26 protein-coding genes are annotated in these 26980 nt (G+C 68.8%); 21 read left to right on the top strand and 5 right to left on the bottom strand.

Annotation, left to right across the window (positions count from 1 at the left end; translation table 11 throughout):
- Positions 1-208: 208 nt before the first annotated feature.
- Complete coding sequence (locus ACFXHE_RS26390) at positions 209-1678, top strand: amino acid permease (protein ID WP_379387250.1); 1470 nt, start codon at positions 209-211, stop codon at positions 1676-1678.
- Between the two features lie 241 nt (positions 1679-1919).
- Entirely contained in the window at positions 1920-2420 is a 501-nt protein-coding gene (locus ACFXHE_RS26395; RefSeq protein WP_379387140.1) for a hypothetical protein, read from the top strand.
- A gap of 155 nt (positions 2421-2575) precedes the next feature.
- On the opposite strand, the gene ACFXHE_RS26400 is transcribed toward ACFXHE_RS26395, so the two are convergent.
- Positions 2576-4246: an FAD-binding dehydrogenase gene (locus ACFXHE_RS26400; RefSeq protein WP_379387142.1), complete on the bottom strand. Its 1671-nt coding sequence runs from the start codon at positions 4244-4246 to the stop codon at positions 2576-2578.
- A gap of 125 nt (positions 4247-4371) precedes the next feature.
- On the opposite strand from ACFXHE_RS26400, the gene ACFXHE_RS26405 reads away from it, so the two are divergent.
- Positions 4372-5607, top strand: coding sequence for a winged helix-turn-helix domain-containing protein (locus tag ACFXHE_RS26405; protein ID WP_379387144.1), 1236 nt, complete (start codon positions 4372-4374; stop codon positions 5605-5607).
- Between the two features lie 52 nt (positions 5608-5659).
- Here the strand turns inward: ACFXHE_RS26405 and ACFXHE_RS26410 are convergent, their stop codons facing one another.
- Together ACFXHE_RS26410 and ACFXHE_RS26415 are read right to left on the bottom strand one after the other, a co-directional pair.
- The gene (locus tag ACFXHE_RS26410) at positions 5660-6007 is read right to left on the bottom strand and encodes a hypothetical protein (RefSeq protein ID WP_379387145.1); all 348 of its coding nucleotides are present in this window, start codon (positions 6005-6007) and stop codon (positions 5660-5662) included.
- Positions 6008-6010: 3 nt separating this feature from the next.
- Positions 6011-6367: a hypothetical protein gene (locus tag ACFXHE_RS26415; protein WP_379387146.1), complete on the bottom strand. Its 357-nt coding sequence runs from the start codon at positions 6365-6367 to the stop codon at positions 6011-6013.
- A gap of 130 nt (positions 6368-6497) precedes the next feature.
- Between ACFXHE_RS26415 and uvrC the strand changes: the two genes are divergently transcribed.
- The 10 genes from uvrC (at position 6498) to kstD (ending at position 18367) form a co-directional block, all read left to right on the top strand.
- A complete protein-coding gene (uvrC, locus tag ACFXHE_RS26420; protein ID WP_379387147.1) occupies positions 6498-8570 on the top strand; it encodes an excinuclease ABC subunit UvrC in 2073 nt (690 codons plus the stop codon).
- A gap of 216 nt (positions 8571-8786) precedes the next feature.
- Positions 8787-9788, top strand: coding sequence for an RNase adapter RapZ (rapZ, locus tag ACFXHE_RS26425; RefSeq protein ID WP_379387148.1), 1002 nt, complete (start codon positions 8787-8789; stop codon positions 9786-9788).
- Positions 9785-10843 carry a uridine diphosphate-N-acetylglucosamine-binding protein YvcK gene (yvcK, locus tag ACFXHE_RS26430; protein ID WP_379387149.1) on the top strand — a complete coding sequence of 353 codons (1059 nt, stop codon included), beginning with the start codon at positions 9785-9787 and terminating at the stop codon, positions 10841-10843. Before rapZ ends, yvcK begins: the two co-directional genes overlap by 4 nt.
- A complete protein-coding gene (gene whiA / locus ACFXHE_RS26435; protein WP_040858457.1) occupies positions 10834-11817 on the top strand; it encodes a DNA-binding protein WhiA in 984 nt (327 codons plus the stop codon). Before yvcK ends, whiA begins: the two co-directional genes overlap by 10 nt.
- Before the next feature lie 212 nt (positions 11818-12029).
- Positions 12030-13049 carry a type I glyceraldehyde-3-phosphate dehydrogenase gene (gene gap / locus ACFXHE_RS26440; RefSeq protein ID WP_354837476.1) on the top strand — a complete coding sequence of 340 codons (1020 nt, stop codon included), beginning with the start codon at positions 12030-12032 and terminating at the stop codon, positions 13047-13049.
- 6 nt (positions 13050-13055) lie between these two features.
- Complete coding sequence (locus ACFXHE_RS26445) at positions 13056-14267, top strand: phosphoglycerate kinase (RefSeq protein ID WP_379387150.1); 1212 nt, start codon at positions 13056-13058, stop codon at positions 14265-14267.
- 3 nt (positions 14268-14270) lie between these two features.
- Positions 14271-15056 (top strand): triose-phosphate isomerase, encoded by a 786-nt coding sequence (gene tpiA / locus ACFXHE_RS26450; protein WP_354837480.1) that lies wholly within the window; start codon positions 14271-14273, stop codon positions 15054-15056.
- A gap of 136 nt (positions 15057-15192) precedes the next feature.
- Positions 15193-15621, top strand: coding sequence for a nitroreductase/quinone reductase family protein (locus ACFXHE_RS26455; protein ID WP_379387151.1), 429 nt, complete (start codon positions 15193-15195; stop codon positions 15619-15621).
- 418 nt (positions 15622-16039) lie between these two features.
- A complete protein-coding gene (locus ACFXHE_RS26460; RefSeq protein ID WP_379387152.1) occupies positions 16040-16633 on the top strand; it encodes a TetR/AcrR family transcriptional regulator in 594 nt (197 codons plus the stop codon).
- A gap of 54 nt (positions 16634-16687) precedes the next feature.
- On the top strand, positions 16688-18367 hold the full coding sequence (gene kstD / locus ACFXHE_RS26465) for a 3-oxosteroid 1-dehydrogenase (protein ID WP_379387153.1): 1680 nt from the start codon (positions 16688-16690) through the stop codon (positions 18365-18367).
- A 72-nt stretch (positions 18368-18439) separates the two neighbouring features.
- On the opposite strand, the gene ACFXHE_RS26470 is transcribed toward kstD, so the two are convergent.
- Complete coding sequence (locus tag ACFXHE_RS26470) at positions 18440-19156, bottom strand: SDR family oxidoreductase (protein WP_379387154.1); 717 nt, start codon at positions 19154-19156, stop codon at positions 18440-18442.
- Positions 19157-19264: 108 nt separating this feature from the next.
- On the opposite strand from ACFXHE_RS26470, the gene ACFXHE_RS26475 reads away from it, so the two are divergent.
- Both ACFXHE_RS26475 and ACFXHE_RS26480 read left to right on the top strand, forming a co-directional pair.
- On the top strand, positions 19265-20119 hold the full coding sequence (locus ACFXHE_RS26475) for a LysR family transcriptional regulator (protein ID WP_379387155.1): 855 nt from the start codon (positions 19265-19267) through the stop codon (positions 20117-20119).
- A 79-nt stretch (positions 20120-20198) separates the two neighbouring features.
- Positions 20199-21320, top strand: a complete 1122-nt coding sequence (locus tag ACFXHE_RS26480; protein ID WP_379387156.1) for a DUF5685 family protein — start codon at positions 20199-20201, stop codon at positions 21318-21320.
- Between the two features lie 94 nt (positions 21321-21414).
- Here ACFXHE_RS26480 and ACFXHE_RS26485 read toward each other — a convergent pair whose 3' ends face one another.
- On the bottom strand, positions 21415-21834 hold the full coding sequence (locus ACFXHE_RS26485; RefSeq protein WP_379387157.1) for a hypothetical protein: 420 nt from the start codon (positions 21832-21834) through the stop codon (positions 21415-21417).
- A gap of 160 nt (positions 21835-21994) precedes the next feature.
- On the opposite strand from ACFXHE_RS26485, the gene ACFXHE_RS26490 reads away from it, so the two are divergent.
- The 6 genes from ACFXHE_RS26490 to ACFXHE_RS26515 all read left to right on the top strand — a co-directional run bounded on the left by ACFXHE_RS26490 (position 21995) and on the right by ACFXHE_RS26515 (position 26910).
- Positions 21995-23056 (top strand): hypothetical protein, encoded by a 1062-nt coding sequence (locus ACFXHE_RS26490; RefSeq protein ID WP_379387158.1) that lies wholly within the window; start codon positions 21995-21997, stop codon positions 23054-23056.
- A gap of 452 nt (positions 23057-23508) precedes the next feature.
- Positions 23509-23760 (top strand): galactose oxidase-like domain-containing protein, encoded by a 252-nt coding sequence (locus ACFXHE_RS26495; protein WP_379387251.1) that lies wholly within the window; start codon positions 23509-23511, stop codon positions 23758-23760.
- A gap of 50 nt (positions 23761-23810) precedes the next feature.
- Entirely contained in the window at positions 23811-24587 is a 777-nt protein-coding gene (locus tag ACFXHE_RS26500) for an enoyl-CoA hydratase-related protein (protein ID WP_379387159.1), read from the top strand.
- A gap of 84 nt (positions 24588-24671) precedes the next feature.
- Positions 24672-25160, top strand: coding sequence for a hypothetical protein (locus ACFXHE_RS26505; RefSeq protein ID WP_379387160.1), 489 nt, complete (start codon positions 24672-24674; stop codon positions 25158-25160).
- 5 nt (positions 25161-25165) lie between these two features.
- Positions 25166-26287, top strand: coding sequence for a sensor histidine kinase (locus tag ACFXHE_RS26510; RefSeq protein WP_379387161.1), 1122 nt, complete (start codon positions 25166-25168; stop codon positions 26285-26287).
- Entirely contained in the window at positions 26254-26910 is a 657-nt protein-coding gene (locus ACFXHE_RS26515) for a response regulator (RefSeq protein WP_379387162.1), read from the top strand. The genes ACFXHE_RS26510 and ACFXHE_RS26515 overlap by 34 nt, the downstream gene beginning before the upstream one ends.
- The last annotated feature ends 70 nt before the right edge of the window (positions 26911-26980 follow it).

Here is a 26980-nt window from a genome sequence, read left to right on the forward strand (position 1 = left end):
GGGCCGCTACCAGGGGAACGTCGGGCCGCTGCTCGCCGAGAGGGTTCAGCGCCTTCACGGCAATCTCCATGAAAGCGTGCCAATTGGTCGCTTGACCGGCCTGCTTTTTCGAAGGATTCCCCGCTCGGGGCGCCAATGTGGAGCTCAGCAAATGGCAAGGTACCCTCAGGCTGCCTCACTTCACGATTGCGGAGGGTTAACCCGGCGAATGACCGAGATCCGGACTACTGCCACCAGCCTCAATGCCGAGGACAGCGGCTATCACAAAGCCCTGAAACCCCGGCAATTGCAGATGATCGCCATCGGCGGTGCCATCGGTACCGGCCTGTTCCTGGGCGCGGGTGGCCGGCTGCACAATGCCGGCCCATCGCTGTTCCTGGTGTACCTGATCTGCGGCATCTTCGTCTTCTTCATCCTGCGCGCGCTCGGCGAACTGGTATTGCACCGCCCGTCCTCGGGCTCGTTCGTCTCCTATGCGCGCGAATTCTTCGGTGAGAAGGCCGCATTCGTGGCCGGCTGGATGTACTTCCTGAACTGGTCCATGACCGGCATCGTCGACACCACCGCGATCGCCACCTATCTGCACTACTGGGGACCCTTCCAGCCGATCGCGCAATGGCTGCTGGCGCTGGGCGCGCTGGTCATCGTGCTCGGCATCAACCTGGTCTCGGTCAAATGGTTCGGCGAGATGGAATTCTGGGCGGCCATGATCAAGGTGGTGGCCCTGGTGACCTTCCTGGTCGTCGGCACCGTCTTCCTGGCCGGGCGCTTCGAGGTCGAGGGCCAGGGCACCGGCCTGCGCATGGTCTCCGATGCCGGCGGCTGGTTCCCGACCGGCGTGCTGCCGCTGGTCACCGTCACCTCCGGCGTCGTGTTCGCCTACGCCGCCGTGGAAATGGTGGGCATCGCGGCCGGCGAGACCGAGAATCCGGCCAAGATCATGCCGCGCGCCATCAATTCGGTGATCATGCGTATCGCCGTATTCTATTGCGGCTCGGTGATTCTGCTGGCGCTGCTGCTGCCCTACACCGCGTACAAGGGCGGCGAGAGCCCGTTCGTCACCTTCTTCGGCAAACTCGGTGTCGCGCACATGGGTTCGATCATGAATTTCGTGGTGCTCACCGCGGCGCTGTCGAGTTTGAATGCCGGACTGTATTCGACCGGCCGCATCCTCCGCTCGATGGCGATGAACGGGAGTGCGCCGAAATTCACCTCACGGATGTCCAGTGCCGGTGTGCCGTACGGCGGCATTCTGCTCACCGCCACCATCGCGCTGTTCGGTATCTGGCTGAATTACATTGTGCCGTCGCAGGCTTTCGAAATCGTGCTGAACGTCGCGTCGCTCGGCATTCTGGCGTCCTGGGCGACCATTGTGCTGTGCCAGTTGAAGCTGTTCTACCTGTGGAGGAAGGGGCAGGCGGAGCGTCCGGCGTTCCGGATGTTCGGTGCGCCCTACACCGGCATCGCGACGCTGGTGTTCCTCTTCGCGGTACTGGTGCTGATGGCTTTCGACCATCCGGTCGGTACGTGGACGGTGGCCAGCCTGGTGATCATCGTGCCCGCGCTGGCCATCGGGTGGAAGGTCGCCAGCCCGCGGGTGCTGGCCATCGCCAGGCTGCGCGAGGGCTACACCGGCGAGTTCCCGGTGATTCCGCCGATCCCCATGGACGACAAGTAGTTTTCCGCTTCCGGGGGTACACTGGGAAACTCTGCCCGGACCTGCGCTTTTCAACGGCCGCACGCGAAATCGCGTGCGGCCGTTATGTGTTCGAGATCACTGTTTCGAATGCTAGTTATCGGCTGTGGCCATGGTCATAACTTCGTCAACCAGATTGTCCGGAATCCGAACATTTGGTTAGCGTCAGGTTCAGCGCGTTCGCAGGGGGCGCGCGACCAGGGGTTACTCGATGAGGAGTGCTGTGAGTTCGCAAATGGCCGTTGCCGACGAGGTGGATATGACACCCGTCGCCACGGAAAACGGCATTCCAGCCACATTTTTCGAGCGTGTGCTCGACGGGGTGCGGGGGTTGCGCCGTGATGGTTCCGAGATCGACATGCCCGCCCAGGTCCGGGAAACGCAATACGCCGCACTCGGCGCGATGGGACTGGCGGTGCTGCACAGCCTGCTGTCCATCACCGGCGGCGTCTCGTGCGTGGTCGGCAGTATCGGCCACTTCTTCGCCGCCTGGGTGACCGGCGGTGTCGCACTGCTGTTCGGGCTGCGCTCGCGCTGGATCTGGGTGACCGCGCTCGGATTGGCCAGCCTGCAGTCGTTCCTGGGCATCTTCACGCTGGTATCGGCCGAAATGCCCTCGGGCGTAGGACCGTTCACCGTGCTCTTCGGCGTGATGGCGTCCGGCGTGGTGCTGGCGCTGCTGCTGCGCCGCGACCTCTACCGCTGGTTCGCGGATGCACCCTGAAGTGATCGAGCGGCCTGCCGCCCGGACCAATATCCGGGCGGTGGGCGACAACTGATTTCGTGCCCTTCTGGGTAACTCGCCGGGTACGTCCTGAATTGGTTCGGCAGCCAACCGCCGACACGGGTGCGTGGCGGCCAACGCCACTCAGCTGCCCGCTAAAGTTCCGGGGAGGCGGTATTGCCCAGCGCGCGGCCGGCGGCGCGGCCGGAGAAGATGCAGCCGCCGAGGAACGTGCCCTCCAGCGCGTTGTAGCCGTGTACGCCGCCACCGCCGAACCCGGCGACCTCGCCCGCGGCGTAGAGGCCCGGGAACGGGGTGCCGTCGGCGCGGATGACCTGCGAGTCCAGATTGGTCTGCAGGCCGCCCAGCGTCTTGCGGGTCAGGATGTTCAGGCGCACGCCGATCAGCGGGCCGTGCGCGGGATCCAGGATCTTGTGCGGGCTCGCCACCCGGACCTTGTCGCCCAGGAAGCGGCGCGCGTTGTTGACGGCCATCAACTGGGCGTCCTTGCTGTACTTGTTCTCGACATCCCGGTCGCGGGCCACGATCTGGCGCTCGATATCGGCGAGGTCGAGGTGCGGGCCGCGAGAGATCTTGTTCATGCCCGCGATCAGCTCGGCGAGGGTGTCGGCGACCACGAAGTCCACGCCGTGCTGCTTGAATGCCTCCACCGGGCCCGGCGCGCCCTTCGCCACCCGGCTCTTGAGGGCCAGCTTCAGATCCTTGCCGGTGATGTCGGGATTCTGCTCCGAGCCCGAGAGCGCGAACTCCTTCTCGATGATCGACTGGTCGAGAATGAACCACGAGTAGTCGTAGCCGGTCGCCAGGATCTGCTTCATGGTGGCATTGGTGTCGAAACCCGGGAAAGCCGGTGCGGTCATGCGCTCTCCATTGGCGTCGAACCACAGCGAGGACGGGCCGGGAATGATGCGGATGGCGTGATCGGGCCAGATCGGATCCCAGTTGTGGATGCCTTCGGTGTAGTGCCACATGCGATCCCGGTTCACGATGCGCCCGCCCGCGGCCTCGGTGATGCCCAGCATGCGGCCGTCCACGTGCGCGGGCACGCCGGAGATCAGGTGCTCCGGGCAGGGGCCGAGCCGGTCGGTCGGCCAGTTGCGGCGGATGAGTTCGTGATTGTGGCCGATGCCGCCCGAGGACACGATGACCGCCCGCGCACGGAACTCGAACTCGCTCACGATATTCCGTGAGGACGCGACCCCGCGGGCCTCGGTGGCGGGCTCCAGCACGCTGCCGCGCACGCCGGTCACCGCATCGTCCTCCACGATCAGTTCGTCGACCCGGTGCCGGAAGGCGAAGCCGACCTGTCCCCGCTTCTCGGCCTCGAGCACCGGCTCGAGGAACACCCGTACCACCTCGGGGCCGGTGCCCCAGGTGAGATGGAAGCGTGGCACCGAGTTGCCGTGCCCGTCGGCGGTCACGCCGCCGCGCTCGGCCCAGCCGACCACGGGCGTCACGCGCAGCCCGAGATCGTAGAGGTACTGCCGCTTCTCGGTGGCGGCGAACTCCACGTACGCGCGCGCCCACTGCCGTGCCCAGTGGTCCTCGTCCTCGCGGTCGAAGCCGGCCGAGCCGAACCAGTCCTGCATGGCGAGCGCGAGGCTGTCCTTGACGCCGAGCCGCCGCTGTTCGGGACTGTCCACGAAGAACAGCCCGCCCAGCGACCAGAACGCCTGGCCGCCCAGGTTGGCGCGGTTCTCCTGATCCAGCACGAGTACGCGGCGTCCCGCCTTGACCAGCTCGTGCGTGGCGACGAGACCGGCCAGCCCGGCCCCGACCACGATGACATCGGGATTCTCGATCATGCCCATGATTTCCTTGGTGTCGAAGTTCGATACACGAATGTATCGAACGAGGTCGCTGCTGTACAGACGTTCGATACAGTGCTGTATCGAACGAGGTTGTCGGTGGGACATGGCATGGTTCGAGTGTGCCGACTTCTTCGTCCGGATCCCTGTCACTCGCGGCGGCGCGCCGCATCGCACTCGCTGCACAGGGCTTCGCCTCGGCACCGCCGAGCGGGACGCCCACCCGGCGGACGGTCCTGAAGGTGCTCGACAGCACCCGGCTGCTGCAGCTGGACTCGGTGTCGGCGGTGGTGCGCGCGCACTACGCCCCGGTGTTCAGCCGGATCGGGGCCTACGACCGGGCGCTGCTGGACGAGGCAGCGTGGGGGCACACCGCCCGGCGGCCCCGGCAGCTCATCGAGTACTGGGCGCACGAGGCGGCGCTGATTCCGGTCGAGGACTGGCCGCTCATGCGCTGGCGCATGGTGCAGTACCGGCACGGACGCTGGAACGGGATGCGGCAGGTGCTCGAACGCAATCCGGCCCTGGCCGACGATGTGCTCGGCGTGGTCAAGGAGTGCGGGTCCAGCACGGCGGGCGAGATCGAGCGGCATCTGGAACTGGATCGGCCACGGGCCAAGGACAATTGGGGCTGGAACTACAGCGACACCAAGGTGGTCTGCGAGGCACTGTTCGCGGCGGGGGAGCTGACGGTGCCGAAACGGGTGGGCTTCCAGCGGCATTACGATCTGGCCGCGAATGTCCTTCCGCCCGAGGTTCTCTCGCGCGAACCGGACGAAGCCGACGCGGTGCGGGAACTGGTGCGGCGTGCGGCGCGGGCGCACGGCATCGGCACCGAAACCGATCTGCGGGACTACTACCGGCTCAACCGTCGCCAAACCGAGCCCGCCATCGCCGACCTCCTCGACACCGGAGAGCTGGAGCGGGTCACCGTCGCGGGCTGGGACAAGCCCGCCTACCTGCATGCCGAGGCCCGCACTCCGCGCCGGGTCACGGGCGCGGCCCTGCTGTGCCCCTTCGATCCGCTCATCTTCTTCCGCGACCGCACCGAGCGGCTCTTCGACTTCCACTACCGCATCGAGATCTACACGCCGGAACACAAACGCGTGCACGGGTATTACGTCTTCCCGTTCCTGCTCGACGGCGAACTGGTGGCGCGGGTGGATCTGCGTGCCGAGCGCGGGACCGGGCGGCTATTGGTGCCGGGCGCGTTCGCCGAGCCGGGCCGGGACCACCCGAGGGTGGCGGCCGCACTGGCCGCGGCGCTGCGGGACATGGCCGGCTGGCTCGAACTCGACACCGTCGAGGTGGGCGAAAAGGGCGATCTCGCACCGGCTTTGCGGCGTGAGATCGCCTAGCTCCACGCAACGCGGATCGGAACGGTGAAGGTCGGGAACGGTGCAGGTCGGGTCAGAACGGCCCGTCGGTCCAGGTATTCAGCACGATGCCCTTCTTGCCCTCACCATTGCACTCGATCGTCATCGGGATGAGCGGCCGCGGCGAATCGCCCACGATGTAGGTGGGGGCCTGGTAGCCGCTGCCCACCTGCCGGGTGCCCAGGCACTGCACCACCGCGGCGTACCAGGTGTCCGCGGGGCAGGTGAAGGTGGCGGTGTCGAGCGTCCGGTCGATGCGGCAGACCGAGTCGGCGTCGGCGGCCGGCGCCGACACCGCGATCAGGCCCGCCGCGCCGATGCCGAGTGCGGAACCGATCGCGAGCGACCGGCGGCGCGGGTGGAGATGGTGATGGTTCGTCATCGATCAAGCTCCCTCATAGACGGACAGATCAAGCGAAACAGTTCGTCCCATACTGACCGCGAGACCCCGCTGGACGGCCGAACCTCGCGGAGATCGGTGTTCCCGCGTGGCGCGTCCTCCGGGACGCGCGGTCGCTGTCGGGCCGCGCCCGTGCCAGGCGACCAGCAGCTCCGGCGCCGAATTCGCCACGGCCCCAGCGCGGATCGGCAGCGGCGTCGTGTGCTCGCGGTAGCCGCCATAGACGAAGATCGGCCCGGCGGCGGCCTCGGCCGGCACCGAGACCGCCACCAGCGCGGCGGCGGCCAGGCAGACCGCCCCCGCGATGGCGAGCGAGCGGCGGCGCAAACGCAGTCGGATCATGGCGGTCCCTCCAGGTGAACGATCTTGCGGATACTTCGTCGCCGTGACCGCCGCGGATGGTCGCCCGGAGGCCCGGCGGGGGTGTCGGAGGCCTTGGCCGCCTGTCGGGGGCACTGACTAACCTGGAGCCGTGGCAGATCCCGCGACCTACCGGCCCGCACCGGGCACCATTCCCGTCGAACCAGGTGTCTACAAGTTCCGGGACAAGTTCGGGCAGGTCATCTATGTCGGCAAGGCGAAAAGCCTGCGCCAGCGCCTGAACTCGTACTTCGCCGACGTGGCCGGGCTGCACCCGCGCACCCGGCAGATGGTGACCACGGCGGCCGGGGTCGAGTGGACCGTGGTGTCCACCGAGGTGGAAGCGCTGCAGCTGGAATACAACTGGATCAAGGAATTCGATCCGCGCTTCAATGTCCGGTACCGCGACGACAAGTCGTATCCGGTGCTGGCGGTCAGCCTCGACGAGGAGTATCCGCGGGTGTTCGTCTACCGCGGCGCGCGCAAGAAAGGCGTGCGGTACTTCGGCCCGTACGCCCACGCCTGGGCCATTCGCGAGACCCTGGATCTGCTGCTGCGGGTGTTCCCGGTGCGCACCTGCTCGGCGGGAGTCTTCAAGCGGCACAGTCAGATCGGGCGGCCGTGCCTGCTCGGCTACATCGACAAGTGCTCCGCGCCGTGCATCGGCCGGGTGAGCGCTGCCGAGCACCGGCAGATCGTGGACGACTTCTGCGACTTCCTCTCCGGCAAGACCGATCGCCTGGTCAAGCAGCTCGAGCGCCGCATGCACGAGGCCGCCGGCGAACTCGACTTCGAACTGGCCGCCCGCCTGCGCGACGACGTGCAGGCGCTCAAGCGCGCCCTGGAGAAGCAGGCCGTGGTGCTGGGCACCGGCACCGACGCCGATGTCATCGACTTCGCGGTGGACGAGCTCGAGGTCGCGGTCCAGATCTTCCACGTGCGCGACGGGCGGGTGCGCGGGCAGCGCGGCTGGGTGGTCGACAAGTCAGGCGACGCCCTGGACCTGGGGCGGTCAGGCCCGGAGGCGGAAGCCGGCGTAACCACGGAGGGCCCCGGCCCAGGTCCGATCGACCCTGCCGTGGCGGAATCCGGTGGGGAGCTGGCGGCCCTGGTCGAGCAGTTCCTCACCCAGTTCTACGGCGAGCAGACCGCGGTCGCCCAGCAGAGCGGGGACGCACAGCCCGGGGCCGTGGTCCCGCGCGAGGTGCTGGTCCCGGCCCTGCCCAATGATCATGAGCAGGTTCAGCAGTGGCTCTCGGACCTGCGCGGATCGGCCGTGCAGCTGCGGGTGCCGCAGCGCGGCGACAAGAAGGCGCTGGCCGAGACCGTGCAGCGCAATGCCCAGGAGGCCCTGGCCCAGCACAAGCTCAAGCGCGCCGGCGACCTGACCGCGCGCTCGGCCGCGTTGCAGGAACTACAGGACGCCCTGGATCTGGACAGCGCACCGCTGCGCATCGAATGCGTGGACATCTCGCATGTGCAGGGTACCGATGTGGTGGCCTCACTGGTCGTGTTCGAGGACGGCCTGGCCCGTAAGTCCGAGTACCGGCACTACGCCATCAAGGAGGCCGCCGGCGAGGGCCGCTCCGACGACGTCGGCAGCATCGCCGAGGTGACCCGGCGGCGCTTCGGCAAGCTCCGCCGCGACCTGGACGCCGCCGAGGCCGCCGAGCTCGAATCCGGTTCGGACCCGCTCGAATCCAGCCTGCCCGGCATCGATCCGAAGACCGGTAAGCCGCGCCGCTTCGCGTACCCGCCCAACCTGTACGTGGTGGACGGCGGTGCACCGCAGGTGAATGCCGCCGCCGAGGTGCTCGACGAACTCGGCATCACCGATGTCGCGGTCATCGGGCTGGCCAAGCGCCTGGAGGAGGTGTGGGTGCCGAACGAGGCGGACCCGGTGATCATGCCGCGCACCAGCGAGGCGCTGTATCTGCTGCAGCGGGTCCGCGACGAGGCGCACCGCTTCGCCATCACCTTCCACCGCTCCAAACGCTCGCGGCGGATGACCGAATCGGTGCTGGACTCGGTGCCCGGGCTGGGCTCGGCGCGCAAGACCGCGCTGGTCACGCACTTCGGATCGGTCGCCAAGCTCAAGCAGGCTACGGTGGAGCAGATCACCGAGGTCCCGGGCATCGGCGTGGCGACGGCCAAGGCGGTCCTGGCCGCCCTGCAGCAGCCGTAACAATCGTGCGCGGACCCATCGGTTTGCCGCGATGGCGCGTCCGATCGGGACGCACCGGGTAGAGTGCGACACGCCGAATGGCAAAACTGCGACACGCCGTGTGTGCAGGTCGGGAGCAGAAATCACAGCTGTGTCTCGCTCCCGTCGTGTGCCTGCCGCGTTTCCGGGCGTCGGTGCAGGATGATCGAGGGAACTCCAGACACGAACCGGTAGGACATGACGCGCGTCGAAGCCAGTACTGATACGGCCGAAAACAGCAAGGCAACCGATACAGGTGAGTCCCAGCCGACCGCTCGCAGCGGGCGGTCGGCACCCGAATCCGCACCGGTCGAGGTCGTCATCGTGACGGGCCTGTCCGGCGCCGGGCGCGGCACCGCCGCCAAGGTGCTCGAGGATCTCGGCTACTACGTGGCCGACAACCTCCCACCCGAATTGATCGGCCGCATGGTCGATCTCGGCCGCGGCGCCGAACCGCCCATCCGCAAACTGGCGCTCGTCATGGACGTGCGCAACCGCTTCTTCACCGGGAACCTCGCCGCGGTCGGCGAGCAGCTACGGGCCGCGGGTGTGCGCACCCGCATCCTGTTCCTGGAGGCCTCCGACGACGTGCTGATCCGCCGCTTCGGGTTCGCGCGCCGCCGCCATCCGCTGCAGAGCGAGAGCGCCGACGGCACCCTGACCGCCGGCATCGCCGCCGAGCGGCGGCGCCTGGACCCGGTGAAAACGGCCGCCGACGTGGTCATCGACACCACCGCGCTGTCCATCCACCAGCTGCACCGCAAGCTCGAGGAGGTCTACGGCGGCGACGCCGCCACCGTGCTGCAGCTGACCATTCAATCGTTCGGTTTCAAATACGGAGTCCCGCTCGACGCCGACATGGTGTTCGATTTGCGGTTTCTGCCGAATCCGCATTGGATTCCCGAACTCCGCGAAAAGACCGGACAGGACGCCCCGGTCAGCGAGTATGTGTTGTCGCAGCCGGGCGCGCAGGACTATCTGGGCACCGCGCGGCATCTCGTCGACCTGACAACCGAGGGCTACCGCCAAGAGGGGAAGCGATACATGACCGTGGCAGTGGGTTGTACCGGCGGCAAACACCGCAGTGTGGCGATAGCGGAGGCGCTGGGCGAGGCGCTGGCGGGCAACGAATCGGCCCCGGCCGGCAACGACCCGGGTGACGTGGTGCGCGTGGTTCATCGGGATCTGGGGCGGGAATGAGTGAGAACGACTCCGTCCGCACCACGAATCCGGCCATCGTGGCCCTCGGTGGTGGGCACGGCCTGTATTCGACGCTGACCGCCATCCGGCGGCTCACCCGCAAGATCACCGCGGTGGTCACGGTCGCCGACGACGGCGGCTCCTCGGGACGGCTACGGTCCGAGCTGGGCATGCTGCCCCCGGGCGATCTGCGAATGGCCTTGGCGGCCTTGGCCGAAGAGGCCGACGGAATCTGGGCGCGAACTTTGCAACACCGCTTCGGCGGCACCGGCGCGCTGGCCGGGCATTCGGTGGGCAATCTGATTCTGGCGGGTCTCACCGAGGAGCTGGGCGATCCGGTGGCGGCCCTCGACGAGGCCGGAAAGATCCTGCGGATCACCGGCCGCGTGCTACCCATGTCGCCCATCGCGCTGACCATCGAGGCGGATGTGTCTGGGCTGGAAGGCGATCCGCGCGTGAGCCGCTGCATCCGCGGTCAGGTGGCCGTGGCGACCACGCCGGGCAAGGTGCGCCGAGTGCGGCTGATCCCCTCGGATCCGCCCGCCTGCCCCGAGGCGACCTCGGCCATCGAGCACGCCGACGTGGTGGTGCTGGGCCCCGGAAGCTGGTTCACGAGCGTCATCCCGCATGTGCTGGTGCCCGAATTGCACGAAGCGCTGCTGTATACGCGGGCACGGAAAGTGCTGGTGCTCAACCTCGCTGCCGAACCGGGCGAAACGGCCGGATTCAGCGCCGAGCGGCACCTGCATGTATTGTCCCAGCACGCACCGGATTTCACAGTCGACCATGTTCTGGTGGACTCCGGTTCCGTACCCGAGGGTAGGGAACGCGAACATCTGGCAAGAGCTGCCGAACAGCTGCGTGCGCGAGTAACCTTCGCTGATGTCGCCGAGGCGGGGACGGACCGGCACCACCCCGGAAAGCTTGCCGCCGCACTGGATCAGGTGATCCGGCAACCTCGGCCGGAATTGGCAGGGCTTCGAGTCGAAGGACGGCATATGGGCCAACGTGTGCGGTCCGGGTTGGGTGGAAAGGAGCGCGTCTCGTGGCGATGACAGCGGAAGTGAAGGACGAGCTGAGCCGGCTCTCTGTATCACAGGTGAGCTCGCGCAAAGCGGAATTGTCCGCGCTACTGCGGTTCGCCGGTGGATTGCACATCGTCGGCGGTCGAGTGATCGTCGAAGCCGAGGTGGACATGGGTTCCATTGCACGTCGGCTGCGCCGAGAGATCTTCGAGCTGTACGGATACGGCTCGGACGTGCATGTCCTCGGCGCCGGCGGGCTCCGGAAAACCTCCCGGTACGTGGTGCGGGTTTCCAAGGAGGGCGAGGCGCTGGCGCGCCAGACCGGTTTACTCGATGTGCGCGGCCGCCCGGTGCGCGGGCTGCCCGCCCAGGTGGTGGGCGGCAGCATCGGCGATGCCGAAGCCGCTTGGCGTGGAGCGTTTCTCGCGCACGGCTCGCTCACCGAGCCGGGCCGCTCCTCGGCCCTGGAGGTGAGCTGCCCCGGGCCGGAGGCGGCGCTCGCCCTGGTCGGCGCCGCGCGGCGGATGGGCATCTCGGCCAAGGCGCGCGAGGTGCGCGGCACCGATCGCGTCGTGGTGCGCGACGGTGAGGCCATCGGCGCCCTGCTCACCCGCATGGGTGCGCAGGACACCCGGCTCACCTGGGAGGAGCGGCGCATGCGTCGCGAGGTCCGGGCGACCGCCAACCGGCTGGCCAATTTCGACGACGCCAACCTGCGTCGTTCGGCCCGCGCGGCCGTGGCCGCCGCGGCCCGCGTGGAGCGCGCGCTCGAAATACTGAGCGAGGATGTGCCGGACCATCTGGCCGCCGCGGGCAAGCTGCGCGTGCTGCACCGGCAGGCGTCCCTGGAGGAGCTGGGCCAGCTGGCCGATCCGCCCATGACGAAAGACGCTGTGGCGGGCCGGATCCGGCGGCTGCTGTCGATGGCGGACCGGCGCGCCAAGGAACTCGGCGTGCCCGACACCGAAAGCGCTGTCACCGCAGAGCTGCTCGAAGAGGCGTGAAACACCCACGCCGCCGCATAAACTGATGAATACCGCACGGTGATTCCGTCCGGAAGCGCCGCAACCCCAAGGGTCGCGGCGCTTCCGGTCGTCTGTGACGAAAGTGAACGTTTCGTAGTTCACCGTGGCGGGGGTGTGTCCGTGATGTTTCTGTTACAGGTCTAGGGTTAGCACCGCAACGGAAACGATCCGCAAAGCTGAGGAGCGAAAACGTGACTGTCCGGGTAGGGATCAACGGCTTCGGCCGCATCGGGCGAAACTTCTTCCGAGCCGTCGAGGCGCAGAAGGCCCTCGGCACCACCGACATCGAGATCGTGGCGGTCAACGATCTCACCGACAACAAGTCGCTGGCGACCCTGCTGAAGTACGACTCGATCCTCGGCCGCCTGCCGCAGGACGTTTCCCTGGACGGCGACGAGACCATCGTCGTCGGCGACCAGCGCATCACCGCGCTGGCCATCAAGGAGGGCCCGGCCGCGCTGCCGTGGGGTGACCTCGGTGTCGACGTGGTCGTCGAGTCCACCGGTATCTTCACCGACGCCACCAAGGCGAAGGGCCACCTGGCCGCCGGCGCCAAGAAGGTCATCATCTCCGCGCCCGCCAAGGGCGAGGACATCACCATCGTGATGGGTGTCAACGACGACAAGTACGACGGTTCGCAGAACATCATCTCGAACGCGTCCTGCACCACCAACTGCCTGGGCCCGATTGCCAAGGTGCTCAACGACTCCTTCGGCATCGAGCGTGGTCTGATGACCACCGTGCACGCCTACACCCAGGACCAGAACCTGCAGGACGGCCCGCACTCGGATCTGCGTCGCGCCCGCGCCGCCGCGCTGAACATCGTGCCCACCGGCACCGGCGCCGCCAAGGCCATCGGCCTGGTGCTGCCCGAGCTGCTCGGCAAGCTGAACGGCTACGCGCTGCGCGTGCCGGTCCCGACCGGTTCGCTCACCGACCTGACCGTGGACCTGGCCAAGACCGCCTCGATCGACGAGATCAACGCCGCCATGAAGGCCGCCGCGGACGGCCCGATGAAGGGCATCCTGAAGTACAACGTCGACCCGATCGTCTCCTCCGACATCGTGACCGACCCGCACTCCTCCATCTACGACGCGCCGCTGACCCAGGTCATCGACAACCAGGTCAAGGTCGCCTCGTGGTACGACAACGAGTGGGGCTACTCCAACCGTCTCGCCGACCTCGTCGGCCTCGTCGGCAAGTCCCTCTAAGCGCCGATGACGATCAAGACTCTGCAGGATCTGCTGACCGAGGGTGTCGAGGGCCGGGGCGTGCTGGTGCGCTCCGACCTCAATGTTCCCCTCGATAACGGCGTCATCACCGACCCGGGCCGCATCATCGCGTCCGCGCCGACCATCAAGGCGCTGGCCGAGGCCGGCGCCAAGGTCGTCGTGACCGCGCACCTCGGCCGCCCCAAGGGCGAGCCGGATCCGAAGTTCTCCCTCGCGCCGGTCGCGGCGCGGCTGTCCGAGGAGCTGGGCCGCAATGTCCAGCTCGCCGGCGACGTGGTGGGCCAGGACGCGCTCGCCCGCTCCGAGGGCCTCACCGACGGTGATGTGCTGCTGCTGGAGAACATTCGCTTCGACGCGCGCGAGACCAGCAAGGACGACGCCGAGCGCACCAGGCTCGCCCGTGCCCTGGTCGAGCTGGTCGGTGACGACGGCGCGTTCGTGTCCGACGGTTTCGGTGTGGTGCACCGCAAGCAGGCGTCGGTGTACGACGTGGCCAAGCTGCTGCCGCACTACGCGGGCAACCTGGTCGCGGCCGAGACCGAGGTGCTGAAGAAGCTCACCGAGAACCCGGAGCGTCCGTACGCGGTCGTGCTCGGCGGCTCCAAGGTCTCCGACAAGCTGGCGGTCATCGAGGCGCTCGCGCCCAAGGTCGACACGCTGGTCATCGGCGGCGGTATGTGCTTCACCTTCCTTGCGGCGCAGGGACTTCCGGTGGGCACCTCGCTGCTGCAGCAGGAGATGATCGACACCTGCCAGGAGCTGCTGGCCAAGTACGGCGACGTCATCCATCTGCCGGTGGACATCGTGGTGGCCGACAAGTTCGCCGCCGACGCGGACTCGAAGACCGTGCCCGCCCACGAGATTCCCGACGGCTGGATGGGTCTGGACATCGGTCCCGACTCGGTCGCCCGCTTCTCGGCGCTGCTGACCGAGGCCAAGACCGTGTTCTGGAACGGCCCGATGGGTGTGTTCGAGTTCGAGAAGTTCTCGGCCGGCACCCGTGGTGTCGCCGAGGCGATCGCCACGGCGACCTCGAAGGGCGCGTTCACGGTGGTCGGCGGCGGTGACTCGGCCGCGGCCGTGCGCACCCTGGGTCTGCCCGACGACGGTTTCTCGCACATCTCCACCGGTGGCGGCGCGTCGCTGGAATACCTGGAGGGCAAGGAACTTCCCGGCCTCGCTGTCCTGGAGGACTGAACCATGGCACGTAAGCCTTTGATCGCCGGCAACTGGAAGATGAACCTCAATCACCTCGAGGCCATCGCTCTGGTGCAGAAGATCGCATTCGCGTTGCCGGAGAAGTACTTCGACAAGGTCGACGTGACGGTGATCCCGCCGTTCGTGGACCTGCGCAGCGTGCAGACGCTGGTCGAGGGTGACCGTCTCCTGATCACCTACGGTGCCCAGGACGTGTCCACCCACGACGAGGGCGCCTACACCGGCGAGATCAGCGGCTCCATGCTGGCCAAGCTGGGCTGCAGTTTCGTCGTGGTGGGTCACTCGGAGCGGCGTCAGTACCACAACGAGGACGACGCCACCGTGCTGGCCAAGGCCAAGCAGGCGCTCAAGTACGGCATCACCCCGATCGTCTGCATCGGTGAGGGCCTGGGCGTCCGCGAGACCAAGACCCACGTCGAGTACAACCTCGAGCAGCTCCGCGGCTCCCTCAAGGGCCTGACGCCCGAGGAGATCTCGAAGATCGTCATCGCCTACGAGCCGGTCTGGGCCATCGGCACCGGCAAGGTGGCCACCCCGGCCGACGCGCAGGAAGTCTGCGGCGCCATCCGCAAGGAACTCGCCGAACTGGCGAATCCCGAAGTGGCGGCCGGTGTCCGGGTCCTCTACGGCGGCTCGGTCAACGCCAAGAACGTCGGCGAGCTGGTCGGCCAGACCGACATCGACGGCGCTCTCGTGGGCGGCGCGTCGCTGAAGGGTGACGAGTTCGCCACCCTCTCCGCGATCGCCGCCGGCGGCCCGCTGCCGTAAGGGTTTCCGTTGCACAGGGCCGGGCATCCACTGGATGCCCGGCCCTTCGCCGTCTCCGGGCGAGAGCGTGTGGTCGTGGCCGGATGACGCCGCCGCGCCGGGAAGCTCCCCGCGGCGGAATTGCTCATACAGAAGAATGATCGGTATGAGCGACTGGAATACGAACATCATCAACGAGTTTCGGGCCAACGAGGGACGGGTCGGCGGGCCGTTCGAGGGGGCGCCGATAATTCTGGTGCACCATCGGGGCCGCAAGACCGGGCGGGAGCTGGTGACGCCCATGATGTACCTGGCCGATGAGCAGGATCCGGCGACTGTGTACGTTTTCGCGACCAAGTCGGGCGCGCCCACCAATCCGGACTGGTACTACAACCTGACCAAGGCGGGGACGGCCGAGGCCGAGGTCGGGACCGAGACCTTTCAGGTCGAAGTCACCGAGGTGACCGGCGCGGACCGCGACCGGATCTACGACGAACAGGCCCGGCGATACCCGGGTTTCGGCGAATACGCCGTGAAGGCCGCCGGTATCCGCACCATCCCGGTGCTGGCGCTGCGCCGGGCCTAGGCTCGCGGCCGCAGGGCGCGGGTGCTCGGCCCGCGCCCTGGCAGGCGTCGGCGCGGGGGTGCATTCGGCGTGTGGGTGGTCGGGGTGTTTGCGGGGGATGGTGGGCGCGGAGATCGATCCCTAGTAGGCGACGGCCGGGGTTCGAGGTGGGGTCGAGGGTAGTGGCGGCCTCATTCGTCGGTGCGGAGGCCAGGAGCGGGGTGGGCCACCTTGTCCATGAATTCATTTGCGGCGGTAGGGGAGTCGGCGGGGGAGTGACGGCCGCCCAGGTGCAGGGGCGGGTTTTTCGAGGGCGAGTGGATCGCTGAATCTTGCTGATCAGGACCTTGTCGAATGCTGTCCATTGCTGACAGAAAGTCCTTTCTTGACAGTAACTGTCATATCGGCAGATACTCGCTCTAACGAAGGAGGGCGACGGATGTCATTGCGGGAGCGGCAGCGCCGGCAGGTGCGCGGCGAGATTCAGCGGGCGGCGTACGAGTTGTTCGCGGAGAAGGGCTTCGGGGAGGTGACGACCGAGCAGATCGCCGCCGCGGCGGGTGTGTCGGCCAGTACCTACTTCCGGCATGTGCGGAGCAAGGAGGATCTGCTGCTGGATCCGGTCCGCGAGGGCGGGTCGGGAATCGTCGCGCTGCTCGAGGAGCGCGACGGCGACGAGCCCGCGGATGTGGCGCTGGCGCAGTCGATTCTGGCGCGGTCCACCGCGCTGGCCCCGGCGGAGCTGGAGCAGTGGCGGGCCGCGTTCCGCACCGCTCCGCATCTTCTGGAGCGGGTGGCTCTGATCACTCCGGAGCATCGGGCGCGCCTGGTCGAGCTGGTCGCGCAGCGGATGGGCCGAGACTCGCGGCGGGACAGCACTCCGGGTTTGCTGGTGCATCTCATGCTGGCGGCGGCGGAGTTCGGTTACCTGCAGTGGCTGCGTAATTCGGCGCAGCCGGAGATGTCGCTGGCGGTGTGCGTCGAGGGTGCGCTCGACGCCGTGGCCGGGGAACGCTGGCGGCATCACGGCTGAAAGCCGTTGGCATGCACGCGGATAGCTACAACAGAACACGAAGATAGAGGAAACATGCAGCACGACAGGGCAACTGACGAGACATTCGATCTGATTGTCGTGGGATCGGGGGCGGCGGGCATGGCCGCGGCGCTGACGGCCGCCCACCACGGACTGTCCACGGTGATCGTAGAGAAGGCGCGGGCGTGGGGCGGATCCACCGCGAGATCCGGTGGCGGCGTGTGGATTCCGGGCAATGCCGTGCTGCGCCGTGACGCCCCCGCCGATGACCTCGAGGCCGCGCGAGCCTATCTGACGCACATCGTCGGTCCCGGGGTGCCGCCCGAGCGGATCGACACCTTCCTCGACCGCGGGCCGGAGGCCTTCGACTTCCTGGCCGCGCACGCGCCGCTGCGCATGCGGTGGGTGCCGGGCTATTCCGACTACTACCCGGAGGCGCCCGGCGGCCGCGGCCACGGCCGCTCGATCGAGCCCGTGCCCTACAACGCCACCGGTCTCGGCGCCGAATTGGCCACGCTGGAGCCCGATTACGTGAAGGCCCCGAAGAATGTCGTGATCACCCAGGCCGAGTTCCGGCAGCTGCATCTGGGCCTGCGCAATCCGCGCAGTCCGCTGGCGGCCATGCGCGTCGCCGGGCGGTGGTTGACTGCGGCCGTGCTGCGCCGGCGCGTCCTGGCCCGCGGCCAGGCGCTGAGTGCCATGCTGCGCGCCGGCCTGCTGGAGGCGAATGTGCCGCTGTGGCTGGACACTCCGCTGGTGGACCTGCGCACCGAGGACGGCCGGGTGACGGGCGCGGTGGTACTGCGGGACGGGCGCGAGCAGGTGCTCACCGCCCGCCGGGGCGTGGTCATCGCGGCCGGCGGCTTCGAGCACAACGAGGTGATGCGCAAGCAGTACCAGCGTGAGCCGATCGGCACCGATTGGACCGTCGGCGCGAAGGCCAATACCGGTGACGGCATCCGCGCGGGCGAGAATGCCGGTGGCGCGGTGGAATTCATGGCCGACGCCTGGTGGGGCCCGTCCATTCCGCTGCCTCGGCTGGCCTGGTTCTGCCTGGCCGAGCGCAGTCTGCCCGGCAGTATCGTGGTCAACGACCGCGGCGAGCGGTTCATGAACGAATGCCTGCCCTATGTCGAGGCCACCCACCGCATGTACGGCGGTGAGTACGGGCAGGGCGCGGGCCCGGGCGAAAACCTGCCCGCCTGGCTGATTTTCGACCAGCGCTACCGCAACCGCTACCAGTTCGCGGGTGTCCCGCCCCGTCAGGCCCTGCCCGGCCGCTGGTTCAAGTCGGGCGCGCTCACCCGCGCCGACTCGCTCCCCGAACTCGCCGAGAAGATCGGTGTCCCGGTCGACAAACTCCGGGCCACGGTGACCCGTTTCAACGAATTCGCCGCCGCCGGTGCCGATCCCGACTTCGGTCGAGGTGACAGCGCCTACGACAACTACTACGGCGACCCGCGCAACCGCCCCAACCCGAATCTCGGTGCGCTGCAGACGGGTCCGTTCTATGCGGCGAAACTGGTGCCGGGCGACCTCGGCACCAAGGGCGGCCTGAGCGCCGATGTCGACGGCCGGGTGCTGCGGGCGGACGGCTCGGTGGTCGAGGGCCTGTACGCGGCCGGCAATGCGAGCGCTCCGGTCATGGGCCACACCTACGCCGGTCCCGGCGCGACCATCGGCCCCGCTGTCGTCTTCGGCTACCTGGCGGCCCGCCACGCGGCCGGCCGGTAGTCCCGGCGCCGACCGGCGCACCGCTGGGGATCCGTCCGGTGTCCCGCGGCGGTGCGCCACCCGACGTCCGGGTCAGGCCAGGACCGCGCCGCCGTCGAGGGGCAGCACGGTGCCGGTGGCGTGGGGCTGGGTGAGGAAGAAGACGAAGGCCTGCGCGATATCGTCCACTTCGGCGATGCGGCGCAACGGCGTCGCGGCCGCGGTGTCGGCGTAGAACTGCTCGCGCAACTCCTCGGGGAAGTTCCACAGCGGCGACCGGACCACCCCCGGCATGACCGCGTTCACCCGGATCGGCGCCAGTTCCACCGCCAACGCCCGGGTCAGGGTCTCGATCGCGCCGCAGACGCTGGACGTGACCGTCGAACCCGGGACCGGGCGCGGCCCGGCGGTACCGCTGGTCAGGGTGATCGACCCGTCGGCTCGCAGCCGTGGCGCGGCCGCCTGTACCGCGGCCAGCACGCTGAAGTAGCGCAGCTCGAAGAACTTCCGCGCGGCGTCGAGATCCAGTTCGGCCAGCGGGGAGAGCAGCAGCGGCTCGCCGGCGGTGTAGACGAGGTGGTCGAGCGCGCCGAGTTCATCGAACATCGCGCGAAGCCGGTTGGTGTCGCCGAGGTTCGCGACCAGGCCGGTGACGCCGGCCGGGAGTTCGGCCACCGCGCGTTTCACGTTCTCCTGGCGGCTGGAGACGACGGTGACCTTCGCGCCCTGTGCGGCCGTCGCGGCGGCCACGGCGTAGCCGATTCCGGAGGTGCCGCCCAGGATGACGACGTGCTGTCCGTCGAGAGACATCGGATTTCCTTTCGGGGAATGCTGTGCGTGTGTGCCTCTCCACCTTGGGTTTCGCGACCCGCTCCCGTCCAAGACCTATACCGCCGCCTGTAATACCCTGAAGGCATCATGAGTGACGTCGATCTGCGCAAGCTGCGCTACTTCGTGGCGGTGGCCGAACACCTGCATTTCGGCCGCGCCGCGGAGCAGCTGTTCATCGCGCAACCGGTCCTGTCACGTCAGATTCGCGCGCTCGAGGAGGAACTGGGCGCGCAGCTGTTCGCCCGCGATCGCCGCGGGACCGCGCTGACGGCGTCGGGGGAGCAGCTGCTGGCCGACGCCAGACCGCTGCTCGCCGCCGCGGAAGCCCTGCAGCGCAGGGTGATTCGGGCCGTCGAGGGGACGCAGCGCTTCACCGTCGGCTTCATGCCCGGCCTCATCGTGACCGCCGCGGTGCGGACGCTCACCGAGCGTCACCCCGGCCTCACCGTCGATCTGGTGCGGACCGGCTGGTTCGATCAGGTCGAGGTGGTCCACGACGGCCGCGTCGACGTCAGCGTGGTGCGGCTGCCGGTGGACCCGCACGGTCTGGTCGTGCGCCCGCTCTACACCGAGCCCCGGGTCGTGGTGCTGCCCGCCGACCACCGCCTCGCGGGCAAGGACGCGGTCGCCGTCGGAGATCTCGCCGACGAGCACCTGCTCCAGGACCCGGACACGGTCCCCGAATGGAGTGCGGTGGCAACCGAATTGCGCACCGGCCGCCCCGCCGTCCCGGTCTTCCACAGTGTGGAGGAGAAGCTCGAGCACGTCGCCGCGGGCCGGGGCATCATGTTCCTGCCGCTGTCGGTGATGACCTTCTACACCCGCCCGGACATCGCCTACGTCCCGGTTCCCGACCTCGCGCCGTTGCAGGTGAGCCTGGCGTGGTCGTCGGCGCGCCCGGTTCCGCTGGCCGAGGAGTTCGCCGCCCTTGCGGCCCAGTGAGATTCGATCTACGCCGTCCATTCGGCGGTGATCCCGATTCCGGGCGACGAATGCCGCGCGAGCGGTTACCGTCGATGGTGTGTTCGGCATCATCCGGCCCTGCCGTCATCGGCTGGGCGAGGAACTCGGGCGGGCCTGGCTGGCGCAACTGTGCGGACTCTGTCTGGCACTGCGTGACGACCACGGCCAGAGCGCCCGCATGGCAACCAATTACGACGGGCTGATCGTCTCGGCCCTGGTGGAGGCGCAGTCCACGGCGCCGCCCACCCGCCGTGCGGCCGGGCCCTGCCCGCTGCGCGGCATGAAACGCGCCGACGTCGCCACCGGCGACTGCGTCCGGCTGGCCGCCACGGTCTCGCTGGTGCTGGCCGCCGCCAAGGTGCGCGATCACGTGGCCGATCATGACGGCATGGCGGGCGCGGCCGGATTCCGGCCCGCCGCCCGGCGCATCGCCCAGCGCTGGGCCCGGCAGGGCGAATCCACCGGCGCCGGACTGGGTTTCGACACCGGCGTGCTGGTGACCGCCGTGGATCGGCAGGGCGAGGTGGAGGCCGCGGCCGCGGTGGGCACCCCGCTGCTGGAGGTGACCGAACCCACCGAGACCGCGACCGGCGCGGCCTTCGGCCACACCGCCGTTCTGGCGGGGCGCCCGGGAAACCAGGCAGCGCTGTCGGAGGTCGGCCGATTGTTCGGCCGCATAGCGCATCTCGTGGATGCCGTCGAGGACCTGGACGAGGATCTCGCACACGGGAAGTGGAATCCCCTGGCCGCCACGGGAACCGAGGTGGCCGAGGCGCACCGCTTGTGCACCGACGCCCTGCTGGGTATCGAATTGGCGTTGGCCGACGTGGAATTCACCGATGGGCGGCTGATTCACAAACTGCTGAAGCACGAGCTGAACCGGTCGGTGACAAGGACATTCGGCGGTCCCGCGCACACCTGCGCGAATCACGGTGCGGCCACCGCGCCGCTGAGCCGCTGGCGTCGCCGGGGTCCGGGGCCGGGCCCATGGGGTCCGCCGCCGCCCGGCTACGGTCCGCCTCCGGGCTACGGCCCGGGTCCCGGCTACTACGGTCCCGCCCCGCGGCGCCGCAGTGGCTTCTGCCTGCCGTGCTGCGAGGGCTGCGTCTGCTGCGGCGAAGGATGCTGCTGTTGTGAGGAATCCTGTTGCTGTTGTGAGGAAACCTGCTGCGACTGCTGAGTCACCGCGAGGGGCGGGCACTGCGGATTGCCCGGCCCTCCCGGCCCGATGAACCCGCCACCTCCGGGTAGACGGCTCACCGATGCCCGATCGGCTAGCTGGAGGCGGAGGCGGAGCCGGTCGAGAGCAGGCTGCTGCCGCTCGCGCTGCCGCTGATCAGATTCGACAGACCCGACGAGCCGGTGTTCGTGGTGGTGGTCTGCAGGGTCCAGGTGCCGCAGCCGCTGGTGAAGAAGGCGACGTCGGTGGGCTTGATCTCGACGGTGACGGTGCCGTTGACCGCGCCGCCGGCCTGGATGGTGGCGCTGGCATCGGGGGTGATGGCCGACAGTCGCGCCCAGGCGCACACGGTGGCGGCCGTCGTGGTCTTATAGACACCGGGCTGGATGTCGACGCCGACCTTGAAGGTGGCATCGGTGCTCATGCTGTTGCCGACGGCATTCGCGGTGCCGGTGGAGGCCAGGATCGCGGCCGCGGTGAGTGCGAGGCCGTTGGCCCAGACTGTCTTTCTCATGATGTGTCCTCAAGGGTGTGAAACGAGAGCGTTTCGGAGAGTAATGGCTGCCCGGGCCGCCGGGGTGCGTTTTCCGTAACCTGGCGTAAATGGGCATCCGGACTATCCGGACATCGAACATCGGATGCCGGAATTGCCGCCGGCCGCCATGATTGGTTGCGTGGCAGGACAATTCGTTCCCATCCCGGATTGGTTCTCACCGGACAACCAGGATTGCGGTCTCGCCGTCGCCGATCTGAGCGGCGACGGCACCCTCGACGTGGTGGTCCTCATGGTCGACAATCCGCCAGGTCGGAACACCGGAAACTATCGAGTCGGCCATGCCCTGGCGGCCGACGGCACTGTCCGCGAGTGGGGCCCCTGGCTGCAGGTGCCCGACTGGTGGGGCTGGGAGAACCAGGGTGCGGGCATCGCCATCGCCGACCTGAACGGCAACGGCCGCCCGGACATGGTGGTGTTCCTCGTCGACAACCCCGCCGGCCAGAACCAGGGCTACTACCGCATCGGCCGCGACCTCGCCCCCGACGGCACGGTGGCCGGCGGATGGACTGCGTGGCAACAGATTCCGGACTGGTACGGCTGGGAGGACCAGGGTGCCGACATCTGCCTGACCCACCTCGACGGGCAACCGGTCCTGGTCGTCATGACCGTCGACGATCCGGTCGGCCAGAACAGCGGCCAGTTCCGTCTCGCCAAAGGTCTCGGCGCGGACGGCTCCGTCGCGGAATGGACACCATGGCTGGCGATTCCGGACTGGTGGGGATGGGAGAACCAGGGCGCGGGCATGACCGTCGCCGACCTGGACGGGGACGGGCGGCCCGAACTCATCGTCTTCACCATCGACCACCCGCAGAACGGCAATGCCGGGGTCTACACCATCGGCTGGGGTCTGGACGGCACCGGGCACTGCGTCGACGGCTGGAGCCGCTGGTCACAGGTGCCGGATTGGGGTTTCCGGGAGAACGAGGGCGCGGCGGTCGCCCTGCTGCCCGGCGCCGGTGGACTGCCACAGCTGGTGGGTGCGCCATCGATCATCCGCAGGGCGGCAGTGCCGGATACCTGCGCGTGCTCGACCTCGACACGGATCTGGCCACCGCGGCCACCCAGGGCACCTGGCGCATCCTGGATTTCGGCTCCGAGATCAATCCGGTGCACGCCGCCCTGCTACACACCGGCGATGTGCTGTTCTTCGCCGGATCCGGTAACGACCCGGATCGGTTGAACGCCCACGACTTTCGCACGCGGGTGTGGCACTACCCGAATCCGGGGCTGGACGCGCCCGCGACGCCCTTCGACATGTTCTGTTCCGGGCAGGCGTTCCTACCGGACGGGCGGCTGCTGGCCGCGGGCGGGACCGAGCAGTACGACCCGTTCCTCGGGCTACGTGACGCGTTGCTGTTCGACCCGCAGTCGCTGACCTGGAACCGGCAGCCCGATATGGTCTCCGGGCGCTGGTATCCGACCCTGACCGCGCTGAAAAACGGTGCGGTGGTGGCGGTCTCGGGCCTGGGGGAGGACGGGTTCCTGTCGGAGACGCCCGAGTCGTTCGACCCCGCCACGCTGACCTGGTTGAAACTCCCTGTGCCCGGGCCCATTCCGACGTACGCACACCTCGTGCTGCTCGCCGACGACCGGGTGTTCTACACCGGCGGGCAGTTCGGCACCAACAACGGCATGCACCCCTCGATCTGGGACACCGCCACCGGTGTGGTCACCGAGGTGCCGGGGCTCGTCGATCCGGAGTCGCGCAGCCAGTCCACCAGCCCGATCACCCCGGCCGCGCCCGGCGCCCTCACCGTCACGCTGCCCTCGAACCCGGCGCTGGCCCCGCCCGGCTGGTACCTCGTGGTCGTGGTGGACACCGACGGGATTCCCTCGACCGGGCAGTGGCTGCACCTGAATCCGGACGCGCCCGCACCCGTGTGAACCGCGAAATGCGGCAGCCCGGGCCGATACTCCGCACTACCGTGGAAGGTATGACCGCGGAGTACCGGCACCTACTCGTGAAGCGGGACGGCGACACCATCACCGTCACCATGAACCGTCCCGACCGCCGCAACGCGCTGTCCGCCGACCACCTCACCGAACTGCTGGCCGCGTTCCGCGCCGCGGGCGACACCGACGCCACCGGCATCGTGCTCGCCGCGGCCGGACCGGTGTTCAGTGCGGGCCACGATTTCGCCGATGTGGCCGCCCGTGACCTGCTCGGCGTGCGCGACCTGCTCACCCTCTGCCAGCAGGTCATGACCACCCTGGAGACGGTGCCGCAGGTGGTGATCGCCCGCGTGCACGGGCTGGCCACCGCGGCCGGCTGTCAGCTCGTCGCGTCCTGCGACCTGGCCGTCGCCGCCGATTCGGCGGGCTTCGCCCTGCCCGGCGGCAAGGGTGGCTGGTTCTGCCACACCCCGGCCGTCCCGGTCGCCCGTTCCATCGGCCGCAAACGCCTCATGGAGCTGGCCCTCACCGGCGAGATCATCGACGCTCGCACCGCCGTCGACTGGGGTCTGATCAACTACGCCGTCCCCGACGCCGACCTCGACGACGCCGTCGCCGACCTGCTCGCCCGCGCCACCCGCGGCAGCCGCGCGAGCAAGGCGCTCGGCAAACGCACCCTCTACGCCCAGCTCGACCGCCCCGAGGCCGACGCCTACACCCTCGCCCGCGAGGTCATGGCCGCCGCCTCCCAATTGCCCGGCGCCCGCGAGGGAATGGCCGCCTTCCTGGAGAAACGCCCGCCCGTCTGGCCCGACTGACCGGCGAGCGGGTGGGCGGGAATCCCACCCGGTCTCCACCCCGGGGTGGTGGGTGGAGGCGGTTCGCGGGGCGACCGTAGAGGCATGAACGTGCAGAATGCGGTGGTCGACGGCGCGGTGGCGGTGCTGGTGATCGGGTGGATCATGTACCGGCAGACCCGGTGGCAGGTCCTCGATGCCAATCGGCTGTGGCGGGGACCGATCATTCTCGGGCTGGTGGGGTTTCTGCAGATGAAGTCCGTGGTCACCGATGGCGGCCTCGGGGTGATGTCGGTGGCCCTGCTGGCCTTGTCGGCGGCGCTCGGTGTCGGGGTCGGCGTGCTGATGGGCGTGCTGTCCCAGCTGCGCCGCACCGCCACGGGATTGGAGGCGCGGACCGGGTGGGCCGGATCGCTGCTGTGGCTGGTGCTGCTGGCGGCGCGCATCGGGGTGGATGTGGTCGCGCACCTGGCCGGCGCGGTGGCCGTCACCTCGGTCGGGGCGATCCTGTTGGTGGTGGCGCTCAATCGGGCGGGCCGGGCGCTGGTGCTGGCCCGGCGTGCCGAGCAGGCGCACCCGGTTGCGGCACACTGAGACCGATGTCCATCATCGACCCACCCTCGAGCCTGTCCAGGCTGCTGCGCCTGGTCGGGCTCGTCGCCGTGGTCTCCTCCTCGGCGAGTGTGGCCCTGTTCCACCGGCCGTGGGTGGCGGCGCTGGTGGTGCTGTCGTGGCTGGGCTGGGCGGCGTGGGTGGTGATGCCCGCACGGAGGTGGCGGCGGGAACGAATCTGCCTGTGCGCCATGGCGATCGGCGGGGGATCGACCGTCGCCCAGTCGGTCGGCTCCGGAATCACCGCCCTGGCCACGGTATTCATCGCCCTCGGCCTGCTGAGCGCGCCGCTGTGGTTCGGCCTGGCGATCGCGGTGTCCACCTCGGTGCTCATGTGCGTCTCCATCCTGGTGGACGGCGCGCGTCCAGGGGCGTTCGTGGGATTGCTGGTCGGTGTGGTCGTGGTCGGCCTGGCGGGCTGGAGCCGCCGCCAGGCGCGGGTCGGCGCGGAGCGCAATCGGATGCTGGTGGAACAGAATCGGATCATCCGCGAGGAGCGGGATCGGGCCGCCGCCCTGGCCGAGCGCGGACGTATCGCCCGCGACATCCACGATGTGCTCGCCCACACTCTGGGCGGTCTGGTGCTCCAACTCGACGCCGCGGACGCACTGTTGGAGGCGGGGGAGACGGACCGGGCCGCGGAGCGGGTCAAGGCATCTCATCGGCTGGCGGTGTCCGGGCTGGCCGACGCCCGCCGGGTGGTGGGCACGCTGCGGTCGGGCGGCTTCGACGCGTCGGCCGAGCTGCGCCGGGTGGTGGAGGAGCACCGCGCGGCCGGCGGGCAGCTGGCCGAGCGATTCGATGTCGCGGTGGATCCGGCGAACGAGCAGGCGGCGGTGGCCCTGATCCGCGCGGTCCAGGAGGCCCTCACCAATGCGCGCAAACACGCCCCCGGGCAGGCGGTTACGCTCACGCTGCGCGGCAGCGGCGCGTCGCTGGAGGCGGTGGTATCGAATCCGATTGCCGTGCAACGGATGCCGCTCGGCAGCACCGGTTCAGGGGCGGGACTGCTGGGTATGCGAGAGCGGATCGAGGCGGCGGGCGGACTGCTGTCCGCCGGGAAGGAGGAGGGTCGGTGGACGGTGCGAATCCTGCTGCCGCGGAAGTGATCACGGTGGTGGTGGCCGACGACCAGACCACCGTGCGCGACGGGCTCACCACGGTGCTGTCGCTGCTGCCCGATATGCGGGTGGTGGGGGAGGCCCGCGACGGCGCGGAAGCGGTCGAGCTGGTACGGCGGGTGAAACCCCGTGTGGCGCTGATGGATCTGCGCATGCCCGGCATCGACGGCGTGGCCGCGACCGCCGCCATCACCGCCCGATATCCCGAGACCGCGGTGCTGGTACTCACCACCTACGCCGACGACGCTTCCATCGCGGGCGCGCTGCGGGCGGGCGCACGCGGATATCTGACCAAAGACGCCGGTCGCGCAGAGATCGCCGCGGCCATCCGATCCGTCGCGAGCGGTCACACCACCCTGGCCGCCGATGTGGGCCGCCGCCTGCTCTCCGCCCTCGACGCGCCACCCGAACCGCCCGCCGACCTCACCGACCGCGAGCGGGACGTACTGCGGCTGATGGCGCAGGGGCGCAACAACTCCGAGATCGCCAAGGAACTGTTCATCGGCGTCAGCACCGTGAAGACCCACATCAATTCACTGTTCGCCAAGCTCGGGGTCCGCGATCGCGGCCAGGCCATCGCCTACGCCCATCGCACGGGTCTGGCCCGCTGAGCGAAGGGTCCGGGCCTATCGGCCCTCAATCGGCTATCTGAGTCTGTAGATATTGCAATCTGAGCATGGA

It is taken from the genome of Nocardia sp. NPDC059229 (assembly GCF_042754165.1).
Classification (GTDB): domain Bacteria; phylum Actinomycetota; class Actinomycetes; order Mycobacteriales; family Mycobacteriaceae; genus Nocardia.

Bases quoted from the DNA above. Each gene is read 5' to 3' on its own strand.
- ACFXHE_RS26390 (WP_379387250.1), top strand. From the start codon at position 209: ATGACCGAGATCCGGACTACTGCCACCAGCCTCAATGCCGAGGACAGC.
- ACFXHE_RS26400 (WP_379387142.1), bottom strand. From the start codon at position 4,246: ATGATCGAGAATCCCGATGTCATCGTGGTCGGGGCCGGGCTGGCCGGT.
- ACFXHE_RS26410 (WP_379387145.1), bottom strand. From the start codon at position 6,007: ATGACGAACCATCACCATCTCCACCCGCGCCGCCGGTCGCTCGCGATC.
- ACFXHE_RS26415 (WP_379387146.1), bottom strand. From the start codon at position 6,367: ATGATCCGACTGCGTTTGCGCCGCCGCTCGCTCGCCATCGCGGGGGCG.
- rapZ (WP_379387148.1), top strand. From the start codon at position 8,787: ATGACGCGCGTCGAAGCCAGTACTGATACGGCCGAAAACAGCAAGGCA.
- yvcK (WP_379387149.1), top strand. From the start codon at position 9,785: ATGAGTGAGAACGACTCCGTCCGCACCACGAATCCGGCCATCGTGGCC.
- ACFXHE_RS26445 (WP_379387150.1), top strand. From the start codon at position 13,056: ATGACGATCAAGACTCTGCAGGATCTGCTGACCGAGGGTGTCGAGGGC.
- tpiA (WP_354837480.1), top strand. From the start codon at position 14,271: ATGGCACGTAAGCCTTTGATCGCCGGCAACTGGAAGATGAACCTCAAT.
- ACFXHE_RS26455 (WP_379387151.1), top strand. From the start codon at position 15,193: ATGATCGGTATGAGCGACTGGAATACGAACATCATCAACGAGTTTCGG.
- ACFXHE_RS26460 (WP_379387152.1), top strand. From the start codon at position 16,040: ATGTCATTGCGGGAGCGGCAGCGCCGGCAGGTGCGCGGCGAGATTCAG.
- kstD (WP_379387153.1), top strand. From the start codon at position 16,688: ATGCAGCACGACAGGGCAACTGACGAGACATTCGATCTGATTGTCGTG.
- ACFXHE_RS26470 (WP_379387154.1), bottom strand. From the start codon at position 19,156: ATGTCTCTCGACGGACAGCACGTCGTCATCCTGGGCGGCACCTCCGGA.
- ACFXHE_RS26475 (WP_379387155.1), top strand. From the start codon at position 19,265: ATGAGTGACGTCGATCTGCGCAAGCTGCGCTACTTCGTGGCGGTGGCC.
- ACFXHE_RS26485 (WP_379387157.1), bottom strand. From the start codon at position 21,834: ATGAGAAAGACAGTCTGGGCCAACGGCCTCGCACTCACCGCGGCCGCG.
- ACFXHE_RS26495 (WP_379387251.1), top strand. From the start codon at position 23,509: ATGCACCCCTCGATCTGGGACACCGCCACCGGTGTGGTCACCGAGGTG.
- ACFXHE_RS26500 (WP_379387159.1), top strand. From the start codon at position 23,811: ATGACCGCGGAGTACCGGCACCTACTCGTGAAGCGGGACGGCGACACC.
- ACFXHE_RS26505 (WP_379387160.1), top strand. From the start codon at position 24,672: ATGAACGTGCAGAATGCGGTGGTCGACGGCGCGGTGGCGGTGCTGGTG.
- ACFXHE_RS26510 (WP_379387161.1), top strand. From the start codon at position 25,166: ATGTCCATCATCGACCCACCCTCGAGCCTGTCCAGGCTGCTGCGCCTG.